A 14,154-nucleotide genomic window follows, 5' to 3' on the forward strand; every position below is an offset into this window, starting at 1 on the left:
TCCGACCTCGTGCACCGAGCGGCTCCAGGGCCTAAAGGCATTGCCGGAGCGATAGTATACCATTACCGATTGCTAATATATAAGAAGCGGTCTCCTGATAGTCCCGTTCGAAAGGAGCCCGCTAGCTTGAAAGCGTGGCGCGCAGGTGGTCGAGGATCATGGCGACACCCTTTCGTCCCAACTCCGCCGAAGCATCCTTGGCGCTCGCCGTGTACCAGCCGGTATTGTCGGCGTAATGGCTGGCATCCACCGTTTCAGGACATAGCGCCAGCATCAGCGAGGTCTCGCCAATGCCGGCATGGTCGAACGGGTACTTGCCGTTCATAGGCACCGGCATCAGTGGATGCACCTGCACCCAGTTGAAGAAATTGGCGCCTTCGGCGTGCTCGGCATAGTAGTCGGCCATCGCCTCGGAGCCCCACCAGCCTTCGCCGCGTTCCTTCTCGAGAAAGCGGAAGATCGCCTGGCGGCCGGCGGTCTTGAACGCCAGATCGGTCGGCATGCCGGCGGTGAAATTCTCGGTCTGGTGGTGGATGATGGCGTGGATGTTGCGAAAGCCGATGCGCAGCAGGCTGTAGAACAGCTCCTCGCCGAACGGTGCCAGCGCATTGCCGCCGACCTGCACCGAGCCGCTGCCCTCCGGCGGCGCCACAGCGTAGCTCGCAGCACCGTAGTAGAAGGGTGGCAGGATGACGACGTCCCTCTCCTTTTCGAACAGCTCCAGCGTCTTGATGACGGCCAGCGTGTCCATGCCGACCGCCATGTGCTCGCCATGGTATTCGAGCACGCCGAGCGGCAGGGCGAGCGGCCAGTTCTCGGCGATCGCCCTGCGGATCTGGTGAGGCAGCATCAGTTCGTAGCGCATGATCTATTCCATGTTGGTGTGGCGGGCGCGCATGGCGTCCGGCGACGCGCCGATCAAGTCCTTGAGCTTCAGCACCATCACCTCTAACAGCAGGAACAATGCGCCTTCAAAGACCGAACCCATCGGCAGCACCGACGTCTTCCGCGCTCCCTGGTCGCTGGCCATGGTCTGCGCGGGCATGAGCAGCGTGAAATCGGCGCGCTTTGCCGCGCTGCCATCGTCCTGGGCCGTCAGCAGCAGGTTGGTCGCGCCTGCATCGTGCGCGACCTGCATGAGGGTTAGCACGGTCGAGGTTTCTCCGGGTCCGGAACTGACCAGGAAGACATCGCCTGATCCCAAGGGCGGCGTGGTCATGTCGCCGACGACGGCGACCGGGAGACCCAAATGGTAGAGCCGCATGGCAAAACCCTTGACCTGCAAGGCCTCGCGGCCACAGCCATAGACGACGATCTGCCTGGCGCCGGCCAGCATCTTGCAGGCAGCATCGATCCGGCGCTCATCGACGCGCGCCAGCACGCTGCCGAGTTCGTCAAGCGCGGTCCCGAACAGGCCTTTGCTCTTGTCGGTCACGGCAAACCTGCCATTGAAAATCATCCTGGGAGTTGCGCTCTTGCTGCCACGAACAGCTTGATTTCGTTCATGCTAGCAATCGCGAAAATGCGTGTCCAACGCTGCGCGGCGCTTTTGCCTGATCACAGGCATGATAATGTCATGCAGACAAATCAAGTGAGGCAAACGGCAGGATATGAAGACACGGCATTTCGACCGCATCGGCAATGGCGGCATCAGCTTCACCGAACTCGGCTTCGGCACGGCGCCGCTTGGCAATCTCTACCGTGCCGTCTCGGACGAGGATGCCAACGCCACGCTGGAGGCCGCCTGGGCGACTGGCTGCCGCTACTACGACACTGCGCCGCTCTACGGGCTTGGACTGTCGGAAACGCGGCTCAACCCTTTCCTGCGCGGCAAGAAGCGCGACGACTATGTGCTGTCGAGCAAGGTCGGCCGCATCATGCGCGTCTGCCCTCCGGAAGAGCGCACCGGCATCGGCAAGTTCTTCGACACGCCTTCGCGCCGCGAGGTGTACGACTACAGCTATGACGGCGTCATGCGCTCGTTCGAAGCCTCGCTGGAGCGCCTCGGCGTCGACCGTATCGACATCCTCTTCGTACACGATGTCGACATCTTCACCCATGGCAGCAAGGAAGCGTCCGACCGGCGCATCGAAGAATTCATGCGCTCCGGCTATTACGGTTTGCTCTCGCTGCGCGACCAGGGCGTGATCAAGGCATTCGGCGGAGGCATCAATGAGTGGCAGGTTGCGCAGACGCTGGCCGAGCGCGGCGATTTCGACCTGTTCCTGCTTGCCGGGCGCTACACGCTGCTGGAACAGGAGGCGCTGACATCCTTCCTGCCGCTTTGCCAGGCGCGCGGCATCGGCATCGTTCTGGGCGGGCCCTACAACTCCGGCATCCTGGCGACGGGACCGAAGCCCGGCGCGTACTACAACTATTCCGAAGCGCCGAAGGACATCCTCGACCGGGTCGCCGCCATCGAAAGCGTCTGCAAGCGCCACGGCGTGCGCCTGATCGAGGCCGCGCTGCAATTCCCGCTGCTGCACCCCTCGGTCGTCTCGGTGATCCCCGGTGGCCAGCGGCCGAGCGAAGTCGAGAGCAACCGTTCGCTGCTCGATGCAAAACTGCCCGCAGCGCTTTGGGCCGATCTCAAGAAGGAAGGCCTCATGCGCACCGAGGCGCCGACCGCATAACCCAGTCGCCATGCGCATCGGCGTCGGGCACAAAAATGAAAAGCCGGGCAAGCCCGGCTTTTCTGGTCTCTGAAAAGAAAAAAGGCGCTTAGTTGACTGCGTCCTTGAGGGCTTTGCCGGCCGAGAACTTCGGCACGGTGCGTGCCGGGATCTTCACTTCGGCGCCGGTCTGAGGATTGCGGCCGGTCGACGCCGCACGCTTTGACACGGTGAAATTGCCAAAGCCGACAAGCCGGACATCGCCGCCCTTCTTCAGTTCGCCGCTGATCACGGAAAATACGGCATCGACCGCCGACTGCGCGTCACCTTTCGAAATGCTCGCGGCGTCGGCGACAGCGGACACCAGTTCGTTCTTGTTCATAAAAATTCCCTTCCATGAGAACACCGGAACTTACGACTCATCCGGCAGGAAACGGACTTTAGAAAGAAGCGTTGCCGCAACCAAGTCGCAAAGCCGTGAAAAAAGCGGAAAAAGCCCGGAATTCCGGGGTTTTTCACATGAAAAAGCCGGGCGCGAAGCCCGGCTCTCTGTTTGTGCATTGCAACCTTGGCGAAAACCAACGCATGGCTCCGAAAAACGCAGCCGGTTTTCGGAAAGGGCCATGCGCAAGTCCAAGTCCTAGAGCGTCCTTTGCTCGTCCAAGCGGACGCGCACCGCTCTAGTGCGCAAGCGTCTTCCCGGCATCGTCCGTGGTGTCGGTCGCGGCCGGAGGATTCACCGGCTCGATCCATTCGATCGCCTCCGGCATACGCACCAGCGCGTGGCGCAACACTTCACCGACCCGTGCGACCGGAATGATCTCCATGCCGTTCTTCACGTTGTCCGGAATGTCCGCCAGATCCTTGGCGTTGTCTTCCGGGATCAGCACCTTCTTGATGCCGCCGCGCAATGCGGCAAGCAGCTTCTCCTTCAGGCCGCCGATCGGCAGAACCCTGCCGCGCAGCGTGATCTCGCCGGTCATCGCCACATCCGCCTTGACCGGAATGCCGGTCAGAACGGAGACGATTGCGGTCGCCATCGCCACGCCGGCCGACGGTCCGTCCTTGGGCGTCGCACCTTCCGGAACGTGCACGTGGATGTCGCGCTTGTCGAACAGCGGCGGCTCGACGCCGAAATCGATGGCACGGGAGCGGACATAGGAAGCCGCCGCCGATATCGATTCCTTCATCACGTCGCGCAGATTGCCGGTCACCGTCATGCGGCCTTTGCCGGGCATCATGACGCCTTCGATCGTCAGCAACTCGCCGCCGACTTCCGTCCAGGCGAGCCCGGTAACGACACCGACCTGATCGTCAGCCTCGACCTGGCCGAAGCGGAAGCGCGGAACACCGAGGTAGTCGGCGAGGTTCGCCGCCGTGATGTCCACCGTCTTCTTCTTCGTCTTCAGGATCTCGGTCACCGCCTTGCGGCCGAGCTTCATCAGCTCGCGCTCCAGGCTTCTGACGCCCGCTTCACGGGTGTAGGTCTGGATGATGGCGCGGATCGCGTCCTCGCCGACGGAGAACTCCTTCGGCTGCAGGGCATGGTCGCGCACCACCTTCGGCATCAGGTGCCGCTTGGCGATCTCGATCTTCTCGTCCTCGGTATAGCCGGCGATACGGATGATCTCCATGCGGTCCATCAAGGGCGCAGGGATGTTCAGCGTGTTCGCCGTCGTCACGAACATCACGCTCGACAGGTCGTATTCGACCTCGAGGTAATGGTCCATGAACGTCGAGTTCTGTTCGGGATCGAGGACCTCGAGCAGAGCCGATGACGGATCGCCACGGAAGTCCTGGCCCATCTTGTCGATCTCGTCGAGCAGGAAGAGCGGGTTGGACTTCTTCGCCTTCTTCATCGACTGGATGACCTTGCCGGGCATCGAGCCGATGTAGGTGCGGCGGTGGCCACGGATCTCGGCCTCGTCACGCACGCCGCCTAGCGCCATGCGGATGAATTCGCGACCGGTCGCCTTGGCGATAGACTTGCCGAGCGAGGTCTTGCCGACGCCGGGAGGGCCGACGAGGCACAGGATCGGCCCCTTCAGCTTCTTCTGACGGCTTTGCACGGCAAGGTACTCGACGATGCGGTCCTTGACCTTGTCGAGGCCGAAATGGTCGGTGTCGAGCACGTTCTGCGCGAAAGCCAGATCCTGCTTGACCTTGGAGTTCTTGCCCCACGGGATCGACAGGATCCAGTCGAGATAATTGCGCACGACCGTCGATTCGGCCGACATGGGCGACATCGTCCTGAGCTTCTTCAACTCGGCTTCCGCCTTTTCGCGGGCCTCCTTGGAGAGCTTGGTTTTCTTGATGCGAGCCTCGATCTCGGCGGCTTCGTCGCGGCCGTCCTCGCCCTCGCCGAGTTCCTTCTGAATCGCCTTCATCTGCTCGTTGAGGTAGTATTCGCGCTGCGTCTTCTCCATCTGGCGCTTGACGCGCGAGCGGATGCGCTTCTCCACCTGCAGGACCGAGATTTCGGCCTCCATGAAGCCCATCGCCTTTTCCAGACGCTCCTTCACCGAGAGCGTGGCCAGCATTTCCTGCTTTTCAGGGATCTTGATGGCGAGATGCGAAGCGACCGTGTCGGCGAGCTTGGAATAGTCGTCGATCTGGCTGGCGGCACCCACCACTTCGGGCGAGATCTTCTTGTTCAGCTTGACGTAGTTTTCGAAGTCGGTGACGACGGAACGAGCCAGCGCCTCGACCTCGACCTCTTCCTCCTCCGGCTCGACCAGTGCCGAGGCGCGGGCCTCATGGAAGTCGGGACGGTCGGTGAACGAAACGATTTTCGCGCGCGAGGCGCCTTCGACCAGAACCTTGACGGTGCCGTCGGGCAGCTTCAGCAATTGCAGCACATTGGCGAGCGTGCCGATGTCGAAGATGGCATCGGGCTCGGGATCGTCGTCTGCGGCATTCATCTGGGTGGCAAGCAGGATCTGTTTTTCCTGACCCATCACCTCTTCCAGCGCCTTGATCGACTTCTCACGCCCGACGAAGAGCGGAACGATCATATGCGGGAATACCACGATGTCGCGCAGTGGGAGGACTGCGAAGACGCCGTCGCTGGGTGCCTTGGATATTTTGGCCATTGTCCAACCTTTCATGTCGCGGTCGCCAATCAGCCAACCGCGAATCTTATATTAACGACCGGGGATCGTTCCGCCTACCATCGTTTGTGACGGGATTTTTACAGCACAGAAATCGGGCACCTCGGCCTTCTCCATTTAGTTGGATGCACGATCCCCAAAGATCAAGGGGCGAGTCCAAATCCGTAGCTCCAGCGTGCCTGCAAGTGACACATTTGCGACGACCACACCGAACGTCCTGCAAAAAACCTGCGCGACAGCAAAACGGCGCCTTGCGGCGCCGTTTCAGAACTTCGCTGCGGGCTCATGTCAGGCGCTGACATTGCCCTTCTTTTCCTTCTGCTCGGAGTAGATATAGAGCGGCCGGGCGCTGCCGGTCACCACCTCCTCCGAAATTACCACCTCGCGCACGCCCTCGAGCGCCGGGAGTTCGAACATCGTGTCGAGCAGGATCGCTTCCATGATCGAACGCAGGCCGCGCGCGCCGGTCTTGCGCTCGATGGCGCGCTTGGCGATCGCCGACAGCGCGTTCTCGTGGAAGGTCAGGTCGACATTCTCCATCTCGAACAGCCGCTGATACTGCTTGACCAGCGCGTTCTTCGGCTCGGTCAGGATCTGGATCAGCGCCGGCTCGTCGAGATCTTCCAGCGTCGCCAGGACCGGCAGACGGCCGACAAACTCGGGGATGAGACCGAATTTCAGCAAATCCTCGGGCTCGACCAGGCGGAAGACATCGCCGGTGCGGCGATCCTCGGGCGAGGCGACAATGGCACCGAAGCCGATCGACGTCTTGCGGCCGCGATCCGAGATGATCTTGTCCAGCCCGGCGAAGGCGCCGCCGCAGATGAACAGGATGTTGGCGGTGTCAACCTGCAGGAACTCCTGCTGCGGATGCTTCCTGCCGCCCTGCGGCGGCACGGAGGCGACGGTGCCTTCCATGATCTTCAACAGCGCCTGCTGCACGCCCTCGCCCGACACGTCGCGGGTGATCGAAGGGTTGTCCGACTTGCGCGAAATCTTGTCGATTTCGTCGATGTAGACGATGCCGCGCTGGGCCCGCTCGACATTGTAGTCGGCCGACTGCAACAGCTTGAGGATGATGTTTTCGACGTCCTCGCCGACATAACCGGCTTCGGTCAGCGTCGTCGCATCAGCCATGGTGAAGGGCACGTCGATGATGCGGGCGAGCGTCTGCGCAAGCAGCGTCTTGCCGCAACCGGTCGGGCCGATCAGCAGGATGTTGGACTTCGCCAGTTCGACATCGTTGTTCTTGCCGGCATGCGCGAGGCGCTTGTAGTGGTTGTGGACCGCCACCGACAGCACGCGCTTGGCGTAGGGCTGGCCGATGACATAGTCATCGAGAACCTTGAGGATCTCCTGCGGTGTCGGCACGCCTTCGCGCGACTTCACCATCGAGGTCTTGTTCTCCTCCCGGATGATATCCATGCAAAGCTCGACGCACTCGTCGCAGATGAAGACCGTCGGACCGGCGATCAGCTTGCGCACTTCGTGCTGGCTTTTGCCGCAAAACGAGCAGTAAAGCGTGTTCTTGGAATCGCCGCTGTTGTTGCCGACCTTGCTCATTTTCATGTCCTTTCATGGCCGCCCGCCGATGGTCTGGCTGAAAGGGCGCATTCTCTATCTATCGCGGGAATCCGCCGCCGCCAGTGTGTCCCGGCTCCCGCAACGCTTCCCTACGAAACACAAATCAGAAAACGTGGCAATGATTCGCGACAACCCCGCATAAAGCTAAGCCGCCGAAACTCAACATAGGCTTAACGTAGGCAATCCTGTCCCCCGAGGGAACAGCCAATTGTGGCCGAAATGCCGCAAGACACGCCAAAAGCGCGTGATGGCGCCATCCAGCTGCCAATAAGCCCTTATACCAGAGCGACTTCTGCCGCCTCGCGCGACGAAATGACCTTGTCGATGAGACCGAAGTCCCTGGCCTCGTCGGCGGTCATGAAATGGTCGCGGTCGAGCGTCCTTTCAATCTCTTCGTAGCTTTTGCCGGTGTGCTTGACATAGACCTCATTGAGGCGGCGCTTCAGCTTGATGATGTCCTGCGCATGGCGTTCGATGTCGGACGCCTGGCCCTGGAAACCACCGGAAGGCTGGTGAACCATGATGCGGGCGTTCGGCGTGGCAAAGCGCATGTCCTTGTGGCCGGCGGTCAGGAGCAGCGAGCCCATCGAGGCCGCCTGGCCGATGCAGAGCGTCGACACGGCCGGCTTGATGAACTGCATTGTGTCGTAGATCGCCATGCCCGAGGTGACGACGCCGCCGGGCGAGTTGATGTAGAGATTGATTTCCTTCTTCGGATTCTCGGCTTCGAGGAACAGCAGCTGCGCGCAGACCAGCGTCGCCATGCCGTCCTCGACCGGACCGGTGATGAAAATGATGCGCTCCTTGAGGAGACGCGAGAAAATGTCATAGGCCCGCTCGCCGCGATTGGTCTGTTCGACCACCATCGGAACGAGGTTCATGTAGGTTTCGACGGGGTTTTTCATCAGATATCTCTTATCTCGCGGTGGGATTCCGGCGCCGGCAGTGCTGGCAGATCGGGCAGAATCGGTTCTGGATCGGTATTCCGTAAATAGGATGCCGGCTCATCCTTGTGCAAGGCCGACCCCTCCTAGCCATCTGGGTAAGTCGAATCAAGCTTCCTGACCAAGGATTCGCAGGGACAGGTGCTCCTGCGAGCCTATAGCCGTACCGCCATTACCGCAGGGTAGCTGTTTCTTGACCGCGTCCGAGGCATTGCCAGGACTAGGTTGGCCGCCGGCGGCGTTCAGGCCACCTCCGCCCGCAGCCAGCGCTTCAGGCCGGCGACATCGCGATTGCCGACGGCGGCGGCAACGCGCCGGCCAACCGCCGCGCCGAACTTGTAGCCATGGCCGGAGCAGGCCGAAACGATCAGGCATTTTCCTCGCTCATGGGCGAAGAACTTCTCGTCTGATGTGAAGGTGTAGGCGCAGGTGACGACCTTGGTCACCCTGTATTCCTCGATCCGGGCGATCGGCGGCGAGAACAGGTTACGGATCGCCTCGCCTTCGCCCGCCACCGGCTGACGGTTCCAATCGGCATCGCTGGTCGGCACCCTGTGCAGCCCGGAACCGAATTTCATACCGGCGCCGCCGGAGGGCGGGATCACATAGCCGTCGACCGCGCCGCCGATATCGAGGACAACCGGTGAAACCTGCCAGGCCGCTCTCAAGTCGGCCGGCGGTTCGACATAGGCGAGCGCGGTTCGATAGGTCTTCAGTTCGCCGTCCAGCTCCGGGAATAGTTTCAACACCCACGCTCCTGCCGTGACGATGATGCGGTCGGCCTGCATCGTGTCGCCGCTTTCGAGCACGAGGCGGCCGGCTTCGGCATCGATTGCCGTCACTTTGCTGTGCTCGTACACATTGGCGCCGTTGGCACGCAGCCAGGCGGCAAGGCCGGAAGCTATCTTGCGGCAGTGGAGCGCGCCGCCTTCCGGCGAATAATAGGCATAGCGGAACGTGCCTGGCTCGAGAAACGGCCAGCGTTTCACCGCCGCGTCCGGCTCCAGCAATTCGAAAGGAAAATTGCCCTCTTCGAGGCCCTCGCGGTATTCCTCGGCCTCGTCGCCCGGCTCGCGCGAAATGCAGACAAATCCGCGCGCATCGAGATGGCTTTCGCCGAGATCGGCCCACAAATCGTCCCAGGCCTGATAGGCTTCGGTGATCAGCCGGCCGTAGCCGGTTCCGGCGCGGTAGGCGCGGCGGATGATGCGATGATGGTCGCCCGACGCGGCCAGCGGATTGGGGATCGGTCCCTGCTCGACGATCGACACGCTGTGGCCGGCCTTGACCAGCGACCACGCGGTGGAGAGACCGGCAATACCCGCGCCGACAACGATCACATTCATCAAATCAGACTTTCCGCAGCGGTATCGGCTGGCTCAACGCATTGGGTTGCGGGCGCCAACATACGGTCTGGAAACAGGCTGGCAAGCCGCGCTATTGGTCTGGCATGAGCAAATTGGCGCCGCCCTCCCTGGCCTTTGATCCAGCCACTCGCCGCCTGCGGCTTGACCCGCACGAGCCGGCCTTTTTTCAGAACCCGTACGAGGCCTATGCCTTTCTGCACGGCGCATCGAATGCATTCTTCTGGGAGGAATTCGGCTTCTGGTGCTTTGGTGGCTTCGACGACGTCAACCGGCTGCTGCGCGACCGGCGCTTCGGCCGCCAGAACCCGGCCGGCATTCCAGACAGCCGCGGCATCGGCGAGGACCGCAGCCATCTCAGGGCATTCGACGGCATCGAAGCCAATTCGATGCTGGAACTGGAGCCGCCGGTGCACACGCGGCTCAGAACACTGGTCAACCGCGCCTTCGTCTCGCGGCAGGTCGAACGGCTGCGGCCGCGAGTCGAAGCGCTCGCCAACGAGTTGATCGACCGTTTCCAACCGGGCAAGACCGTCGACTTGTTGCCGGCCTTCGCGGCGCCGCTGCCGATCACCATCATTGCTGAAATGCTCGGGGTGCCGGTCGAGATGGGGCCGCAACTGCTCGACTGGTCGCACCGAATGGTTGCCATGTACATGCATGGCCGCACGCGCGAAACCGAGGAGACGGCCAACCGCGCGGCGGGCGAATTCGCCGATTTCCTGCGCGGTTGCGTCAACGAGCGGCGCAAGAACCCCGGCGACGACCTGCTGTCGCTGCTGATCTCGGCGCAGGAGGACGGCCAAAAACTGTCGGAGGACGAAATGGTGTCCTCGGCGATCCTGCTGCTTAATGCCGGTCACGAAGCGACGGTGCACCAGACCGGCAATGCCATCCGCTCGATCCTGGCGCAAGGCGGCGATGTCAGCCGCTTCTTCGGTTCACCCGAAGCGACCGCGGCCACGGTCGAGGAATGCCTGCGCTTCGACGCGCCGCTGCACATGTTCACGCGCTACGCCTACCAGGAGATCGAAGTTGCCCCCGGCATCGTCGTGCAGCCGGGCCAGACGATCGGGCTGCTGCTGGGCATGGCCAATCATGACCCGCGCGCCTTTGCCGAACCGCAAGCCTTCCGGCCCGGCCGTTCGGACCAGAAGAACGTGTCCTTCGGCGCCGGCATTCATTTCTGCATCGGTGCGCCGCTGGCCCGGCTCGAATTGCAGGTGTCCCTGAAAACCCTGTTCGAACGCCACCCAAAGCTCCATCTTGCCGAAAGCCCAAGCTTCCGCGACACTTACCACTTCTATGGGCTGGAAACGCTCGCCGTCGGCTTTTGACGATCGCGGGTTGGCCGCCGGCCTATTTCAACCATGGCGCCCTGTGCGGCTGCCTTGCCCGCGAAATGCTGGCCCAGGGCATCGGCCAGGAAGGGCTCGATCTCCTGGCGCAGTATTATTGCGACGAGATCTCCGATGCGGCCTGCCTCAGCCAGTTTCCAGTGAAATAGTCATACCCAGGCAGTGCAAGCTTGGCTCGATCCTCGCGGGGGAGCCTGAAAGCCGTTGCTGGCAGGCCCCTGTTGATCCATGCCAAATCGCAAGATCGGTCGAGCGCGATATATCCCGAAAGGCCTAACTGGTGTCGTCACGGAGGAAGAGACGTTGAAGGCCGCACTTGAAAACTACCAGGCCCGAATGCAGCGAGTGCTGGACCATATAGACCAGCATCTGGATGACGATCTGAGCCTGGAGGCGTTGAGCGGTGTCGCGGCGTTCTCGAAATACCATTTCCACCGGCAGTTCACGTCCACCTTCGGGGTGTCCGTGCATCGCTATGTCCAGCTCGCCCGCATGAAGCGTGCTTCGTACAGGCTTGCCGAGAGTGACGCCCAAAGCGTCACCGACATAGCCATGGATGCCGGCTACGACGCGCCGGATGCCTTCGCCCGCGCCTTTCGGCAACGGTTCGGACAATCGCCCTCGTCGTTCCGGAAGTCTCCGGACTGGGGGCCGTGGCTCATGGCCTTCGGGCCCCTCGAAAAAGCAAGGAACACGCTCATGCAGATAATCTTTGAACACGACGACGTGACGATCCGCGATGTGCCCCCGACGCCGGTGGCGATCATGGAGCACCGTGGAGACCGGGCGACGCTCCAGGACACCATCCAGCGGTTCATCGCCTGGCGGAAGGCCGCGGGCTTGTCGCCCGATACAAGCCCGACCTTCAACGTCTTCCGTTCCGAAAGGGAGCCCGCGGTCCCGGCTGACTATAGCATGGACATTTGTGCCGGGACCGACCAGCCGATCGAGGCGAATGACGCGCAGATGAAGGCTGGCGTGATCCCCGGCGGGCGCTGCGCGGTGCTGCGCTACCCCGGCAATACCAACAATCTCGAACCCGCAGCACTTTACCTTTATCGGGAATGGCTTCCGGCGAGCGGCGAGGAAGCACGCGACTTTCCGATCTATTGCCAACGGCATCTGTCCCATTTCCCGGAGGGGCCGCTACGCGAAGTGGTCGTTGAACTCTTTCTGCCTTTGAAATAACTTGGCAGGACAGCGGCTTGTCCCTTCCGCTCGCGAGAAGCGGACAGGTTGCTGTCCGTCGCTCCCGTCATGCCGCATTGATGAGTTCACGGCCCGCGCGGTCGGCAGGCCGCCAATGTCTGCTGTACCGCCGCGCGGAACCGCACCGGCATTTCGCCAGAATCGTTGCGACGCGAGATCAAAGCTTGATCACGTATTCCTTGCGAGTCGTTTCAAGCACTTCCCAGCTGCCATTGAAGCCGGGCCTCAGCACAAAGCTGTCGCCAGTCTTGACGGTGCGCGCTTGCCCACCGTCCTCCGCGATCACCGAAACGCCGGACAAGATGTGGCAGAACTCCCACTCGTCATAGACGATGCGCCACTTGCCGGGGGTCGATTCCCAGATGCCGGCATAGAGCCCGCCGTCGCGCTCCTCGACGTTCCAGGTGCGGAATTTGGGATCGCCCGAGATCAGCCGATCCGGTGCCGGCGCGCCAGATTCAGGCTCGACGCTGTCCGTCGATATTGTCAGGTAATGCGCCGACAAGACTTGCCTCCATGAAAAGAGCCGGCGCTGCGCCCGGCTCACCCCCACCCCGGCGCTGCGCGCCGACCCTCCCCACAAGGGGGAGGGTAAAAAGATCAGACCTTGGCGAGCGCCTGTTCGAGGTCGGCGACGATGTCGTTGACGTCCTCGATGCCGATCGACAGCCGCACCGTGTCCGGTCCCGCGCCGGCCTTGACCTTCTGCTCGTCGGAAAGCTGGCGGTGCGTGGTCGACGCCGGATGGATGACTAGCGACTTGGTGTCGCCGACATTGGCGAGATGCGAGAACAGTTCGAGCGCTTCGACGAATTTGACGCCGGCGTCATAGCCACCCTTCAGCGCGAAGGTGAACACAGCACCGGCGCCCTGCGGCGAGTATTTCTTCTGCAGCGCGTTGTTCTTGTCGCTGGGAAGGCCGGGGTAGTTCACAGACGCGACCTTGGGGTGGTTGGACAGCCAGGCTGCGATCGTGACGGCATTGTCGCAGTGACGCTGCATGCGCAGCGGCAAAGTTTCCAGGCCGGTCAGGATTAGGAAGGCGTTGAACGGCGAGATCGCCGGGCCGAGATCGCGCAGGCCGAGCACACGCGCGGCAATGGCGAAAGCGAAATTGCCGAAGGTTTCATGCAGGACGAGGCCGCCATATTCGGGGCGCGGTTCCGACAGCATCGGGTATCTGCCCGACTTCGACCAGTCGAAGGTGCCGCCATCGACGATGGCGCCGCCGATCGAATTGCCGTGGCCGCCGATGAATTTGGTCAGCGAATGCACGACGATGTCGGCGCCATGCTCGATCGGCCGGATCAGGTAGGGTGAGGCCAGCGTGTTGTCGACGATCAGCGGCAGGCCGTGCTTGCGCGCGATATCACCGATCTTCTCGATATCGACAAAGGTACCGCCCGGATTGGCGAGGCTTTCGATGAAGATCGCCTTGGTTCTGTCGTCGATCTGGCTTTCGAAGGTCGAGATGTCGTTGGTATCGGCCCACCGCACCTCCCAGCCATAATTCTTGAAGGCATGGCCGAACTGATTGATCGAACCGCCATAGAGCTTGTTGGCGGCAACGAAATTGTCGCCAGGCTGCATCAGATTGTGGAACACGATCACCTGCGCGGCGTGACCGGAGGCGACCGCCAGAGCCGCCGTGCCGCCTTCGAGCGCCGCCATACGCTCTTCCAGCACCGCCTGCGTCGGATTCATGATGCGGGTGTAGATGTTGCCGAAGGCCTTCAGCCCGAACAGCGAGGCGGCATGGTCGGCATCGTCGAAGACGAAGGAGGTCGTCTGGTATATCGGCGTGGCACGAGCGCCGGTCGCCGGGTCGGGCTTGGCCCCGGCGTGAACGGCGAGCGTATTGAAACCTGGCGTGCGGGTCACTGAAAACCTCCCTGAAAAACCTTCTGAAATTCGCCGGGCATTCTTGGCGAAGCCCGGCCTCGAATGCAAAGAAGAAAATACCCTTCCGTGCA

13 protein-coding genes are annotated in these 14,154 nt (G+C 62.0%); 4 read left to right on the forward strand and 9 right to left on the reverse strand.

Annotation, left to right across the window (positions count from 1 at the left end):
• Positions 1-121 precede the first annotated feature (121 nt).
• Both NKI20_RS00430 and NKI20_RS00435 read right to left on the reverse strand, forming a co-directional pair.
• Positions 122-865, reverse strand: coding sequence for a creatininase family protein (locus NKI20_RS00430; protein WP_352827335.1), 744 nt, complete (start codon positions 863-865; stop codon positions 122-124).
• 3 nt (positions 866-868) lie between these two features.
• Positions 869-1,435, reverse strand: a complete 567-nt coding sequence (locus NKI20_RS00435) for an SIS domain-containing protein (protein ID WP_352827337.1) — start codon at positions 1,433-1,435, stop codon at positions 869-871.
• A gap of 175 nt (positions 1,436-1,610) precedes the next feature.
• On the opposite strand from NKI20_RS00435, the gene NKI20_RS00440 reads away from it, so the two are divergent.
• Positions 1,611-2,633, forward strand: coding sequence for an aldo/keto reductase (locus NKI20_RS00440; RefSeq protein WP_352827338.1), 1,023 nt, complete (start codon positions 1,611-1,613; stop codon positions 2,631-2,633).
• Between the two features lie 88 nt (positions 2,634-2,721).
• On the opposite strand, the gene NKI20_RS00445 is transcribed toward NKI20_RS00440, so the two are convergent.
• The 5 genes from NKI20_RS00445 to NKI20_RS00465 all read right to left on the reverse strand — a co-directional run bounded on the left by NKI20_RS00445 (position 2,722) and on the right by NKI20_RS00465 (position 9,596).
• Positions 2,722-2,994 (reverse strand): HU family DNA-binding protein, encoded by a 273-nt coding sequence (locus NKI20_RS00445; RefSeq protein WP_352827339.1) that lies wholly within the window; start codon positions 2,992-2,994, stop codon positions 2,722-2,724.
• Positions 2,995-3,292: 298 nt separating this feature from the next.
• Positions 3,293-5,704 (reverse strand): endopeptidase La, encoded by a 2,412-nt coding sequence (lon, locus tag NKI20_RS00450; protein ID WP_352827340.1) that lies wholly within the window; start codon positions 5,702-5,704, stop codon positions 3,293-3,295.
• Positions 5,705-6,010: 306 nt separating this feature from the next.
• On the reverse strand, positions 6,011-7,285 hold the full coding sequence (clpX, locus tag NKI20_RS00455; protein ID WP_023759839.1) for an ATP-dependent Clp protease ATP-binding subunit ClpX: 1,275 nt from the start codon (positions 7,283-7,285) through the stop codon (positions 6,011-6,013).
• A 296-nt stretch (positions 7,286-7,581) separates the two neighbouring features.
• Positions 7,582-8,211 carry an ATP-dependent Clp endopeptidase proteolytic subunit ClpP gene (clpP, locus tag NKI20_RS00460; protein WP_352827343.1) on the reverse strand — a complete coding sequence of 210 codons (630 nt, stop codon included), beginning with the start codon at positions 8,209-8,211 and terminating at the stop codon, positions 7,582-7,584.
• A gap of 281 nt (positions 8,212-8,492) precedes the next feature.
• Positions 8,493-9,596, reverse strand: coding sequence for an NAD(P)/FAD-dependent oxidoreductase (locus NKI20_RS00465; RefSeq protein ID WP_352827344.1), 1,104 nt, complete (start codon positions 9,594-9,596; stop codon positions 8,493-8,495).
• A gap of 104 nt (positions 9,597-9,700) precedes the next feature.
• Between NKI20_RS00465 and NKI20_RS00470 the strand changes: the two genes are divergently transcribed.
• The 3 genes from NKI20_RS00470 (at position 9,701) to NKI20_RS00480 (ending at position 12,160) form a co-directional block, all read left to right on the forward strand.
• Positions 9,701-10,951, forward strand: coding sequence for a cytochrome P450 (locus NKI20_RS00470; protein ID WP_352827345.1), 1,251 nt, complete (start codon positions 9,701-9,703; stop codon positions 10,949-10,951).
• Entirely contained in the window at positions 10,948-11,121 is a 174-nt protein-coding gene (locus NKI20_RS00475) for a hypothetical protein (protein WP_352605304.1), read from the forward strand. The genes NKI20_RS00470 and NKI20_RS00475 overlap by 4 nt, the downstream gene beginning before the upstream one ends.
• A gap of 154 nt (positions 11,122-11,275) precedes the next feature.
• The gene (locus NKI20_RS00480; RefSeq protein ID WP_352827347.1) at positions 11,276-12,160 is read left to right on the forward strand and encodes an AraC family transcriptional regulator; all 885 of its coding nucleotides are present in this window, start codon (positions 11,276-11,278) and stop codon (positions 12,158-12,160) included.
• A 178-nt stretch (positions 12,161-12,338) separates the two neighbouring features.
• Here the strand turns inward: NKI20_RS00480 and NKI20_RS00485 are convergent, their stop codons facing one another.
• Entirely contained in the window at positions 12,339-12,686 is a 348-nt protein-coding gene (locus NKI20_RS00485) for a cupin domain-containing protein (RefSeq protein ID WP_352726517.1), read from the reverse strand.
• Between the two features lie 95 nt (positions 12,687-12,781).
• Complete coding sequence (locus tag NKI20_RS00490) at positions 12,782-14,062, reverse strand: O-acetylhomoserine aminocarboxypropyltransferase (RefSeq protein WP_352827350.1); 1,281 nt, start codon at positions 14,060-14,062, stop codon at positions 12,782-12,784.
• Positions 14,063-14,154: the final 92 nt, after the last annotated feature.

This window comes from Mesorhizobium sp. M0830 (genome assembly GCF_040319965.1).
In the GTDB taxonomy this organism is placed as follows: domain Bacteria; phylum Pseudomonadota; class Alphaproteobacteria; order Rhizobiales; family Rhizobiaceae; genus Mesorhizobium.

Excerpts from the sequence above, each read along its gene's own strand:
- lon (WP_352827340.1), bottom strand. The coding sequence starts at position 5,704 with ATGGCCAAAATATCCAAGGCACCCAGCGACGGCGTCTTCGCAGTCCTC.
- NKI20_RS00470 (WP_352827345.1), top strand. The coding sequence starts at position 9,701 with ATGAGCAAATTGGCGCCGCCCTCCCTGGCCTTTGATCCAGCCACTCGC.
- NKI20_RS00465 (WP_352827344.1), bottom strand. The coding sequence starts at position 9,596 with ATGAATGTGATCGTTGTCGGCGCGGGTATTGCCGGTCTCTCCACCGCG.
- NKI20_RS00445 (WP_352827339.1), bottom strand. The coding sequence starts at position 2,994 with ATGAACAAGAACGAACTGGTGTCCGCTGTCGCCGACGCCGCGAGCATT.
- clpP (WP_352827343.1), bottom strand. The coding sequence starts at position 8,211 with ATGAAAAACCCCGTCGAAACCTACATGAACCTCGTTCCGATGGTGGTC.
- NKI20_RS00430 (WP_352827335.1), bottom strand. The coding sequence starts at position 865 with ATGCGCTACGAACTGATGCTGCCTCACCAGATCCGCAGGGCGATCGCC.
- NKI20_RS00440 (WP_352827338.1), top strand. The coding sequence starts at position 1,611 with ATGAAGACACGGCATTTCGACCGCATCGGCAATGGCGGCATCAGCTTC.
- clpX (WP_023759839.1), bottom strand. The coding sequence starts at position 7,285 with ATGAGCAAGGTCGGCAACAACAGCGGCGATTCCAAGAACACGCTTTAC.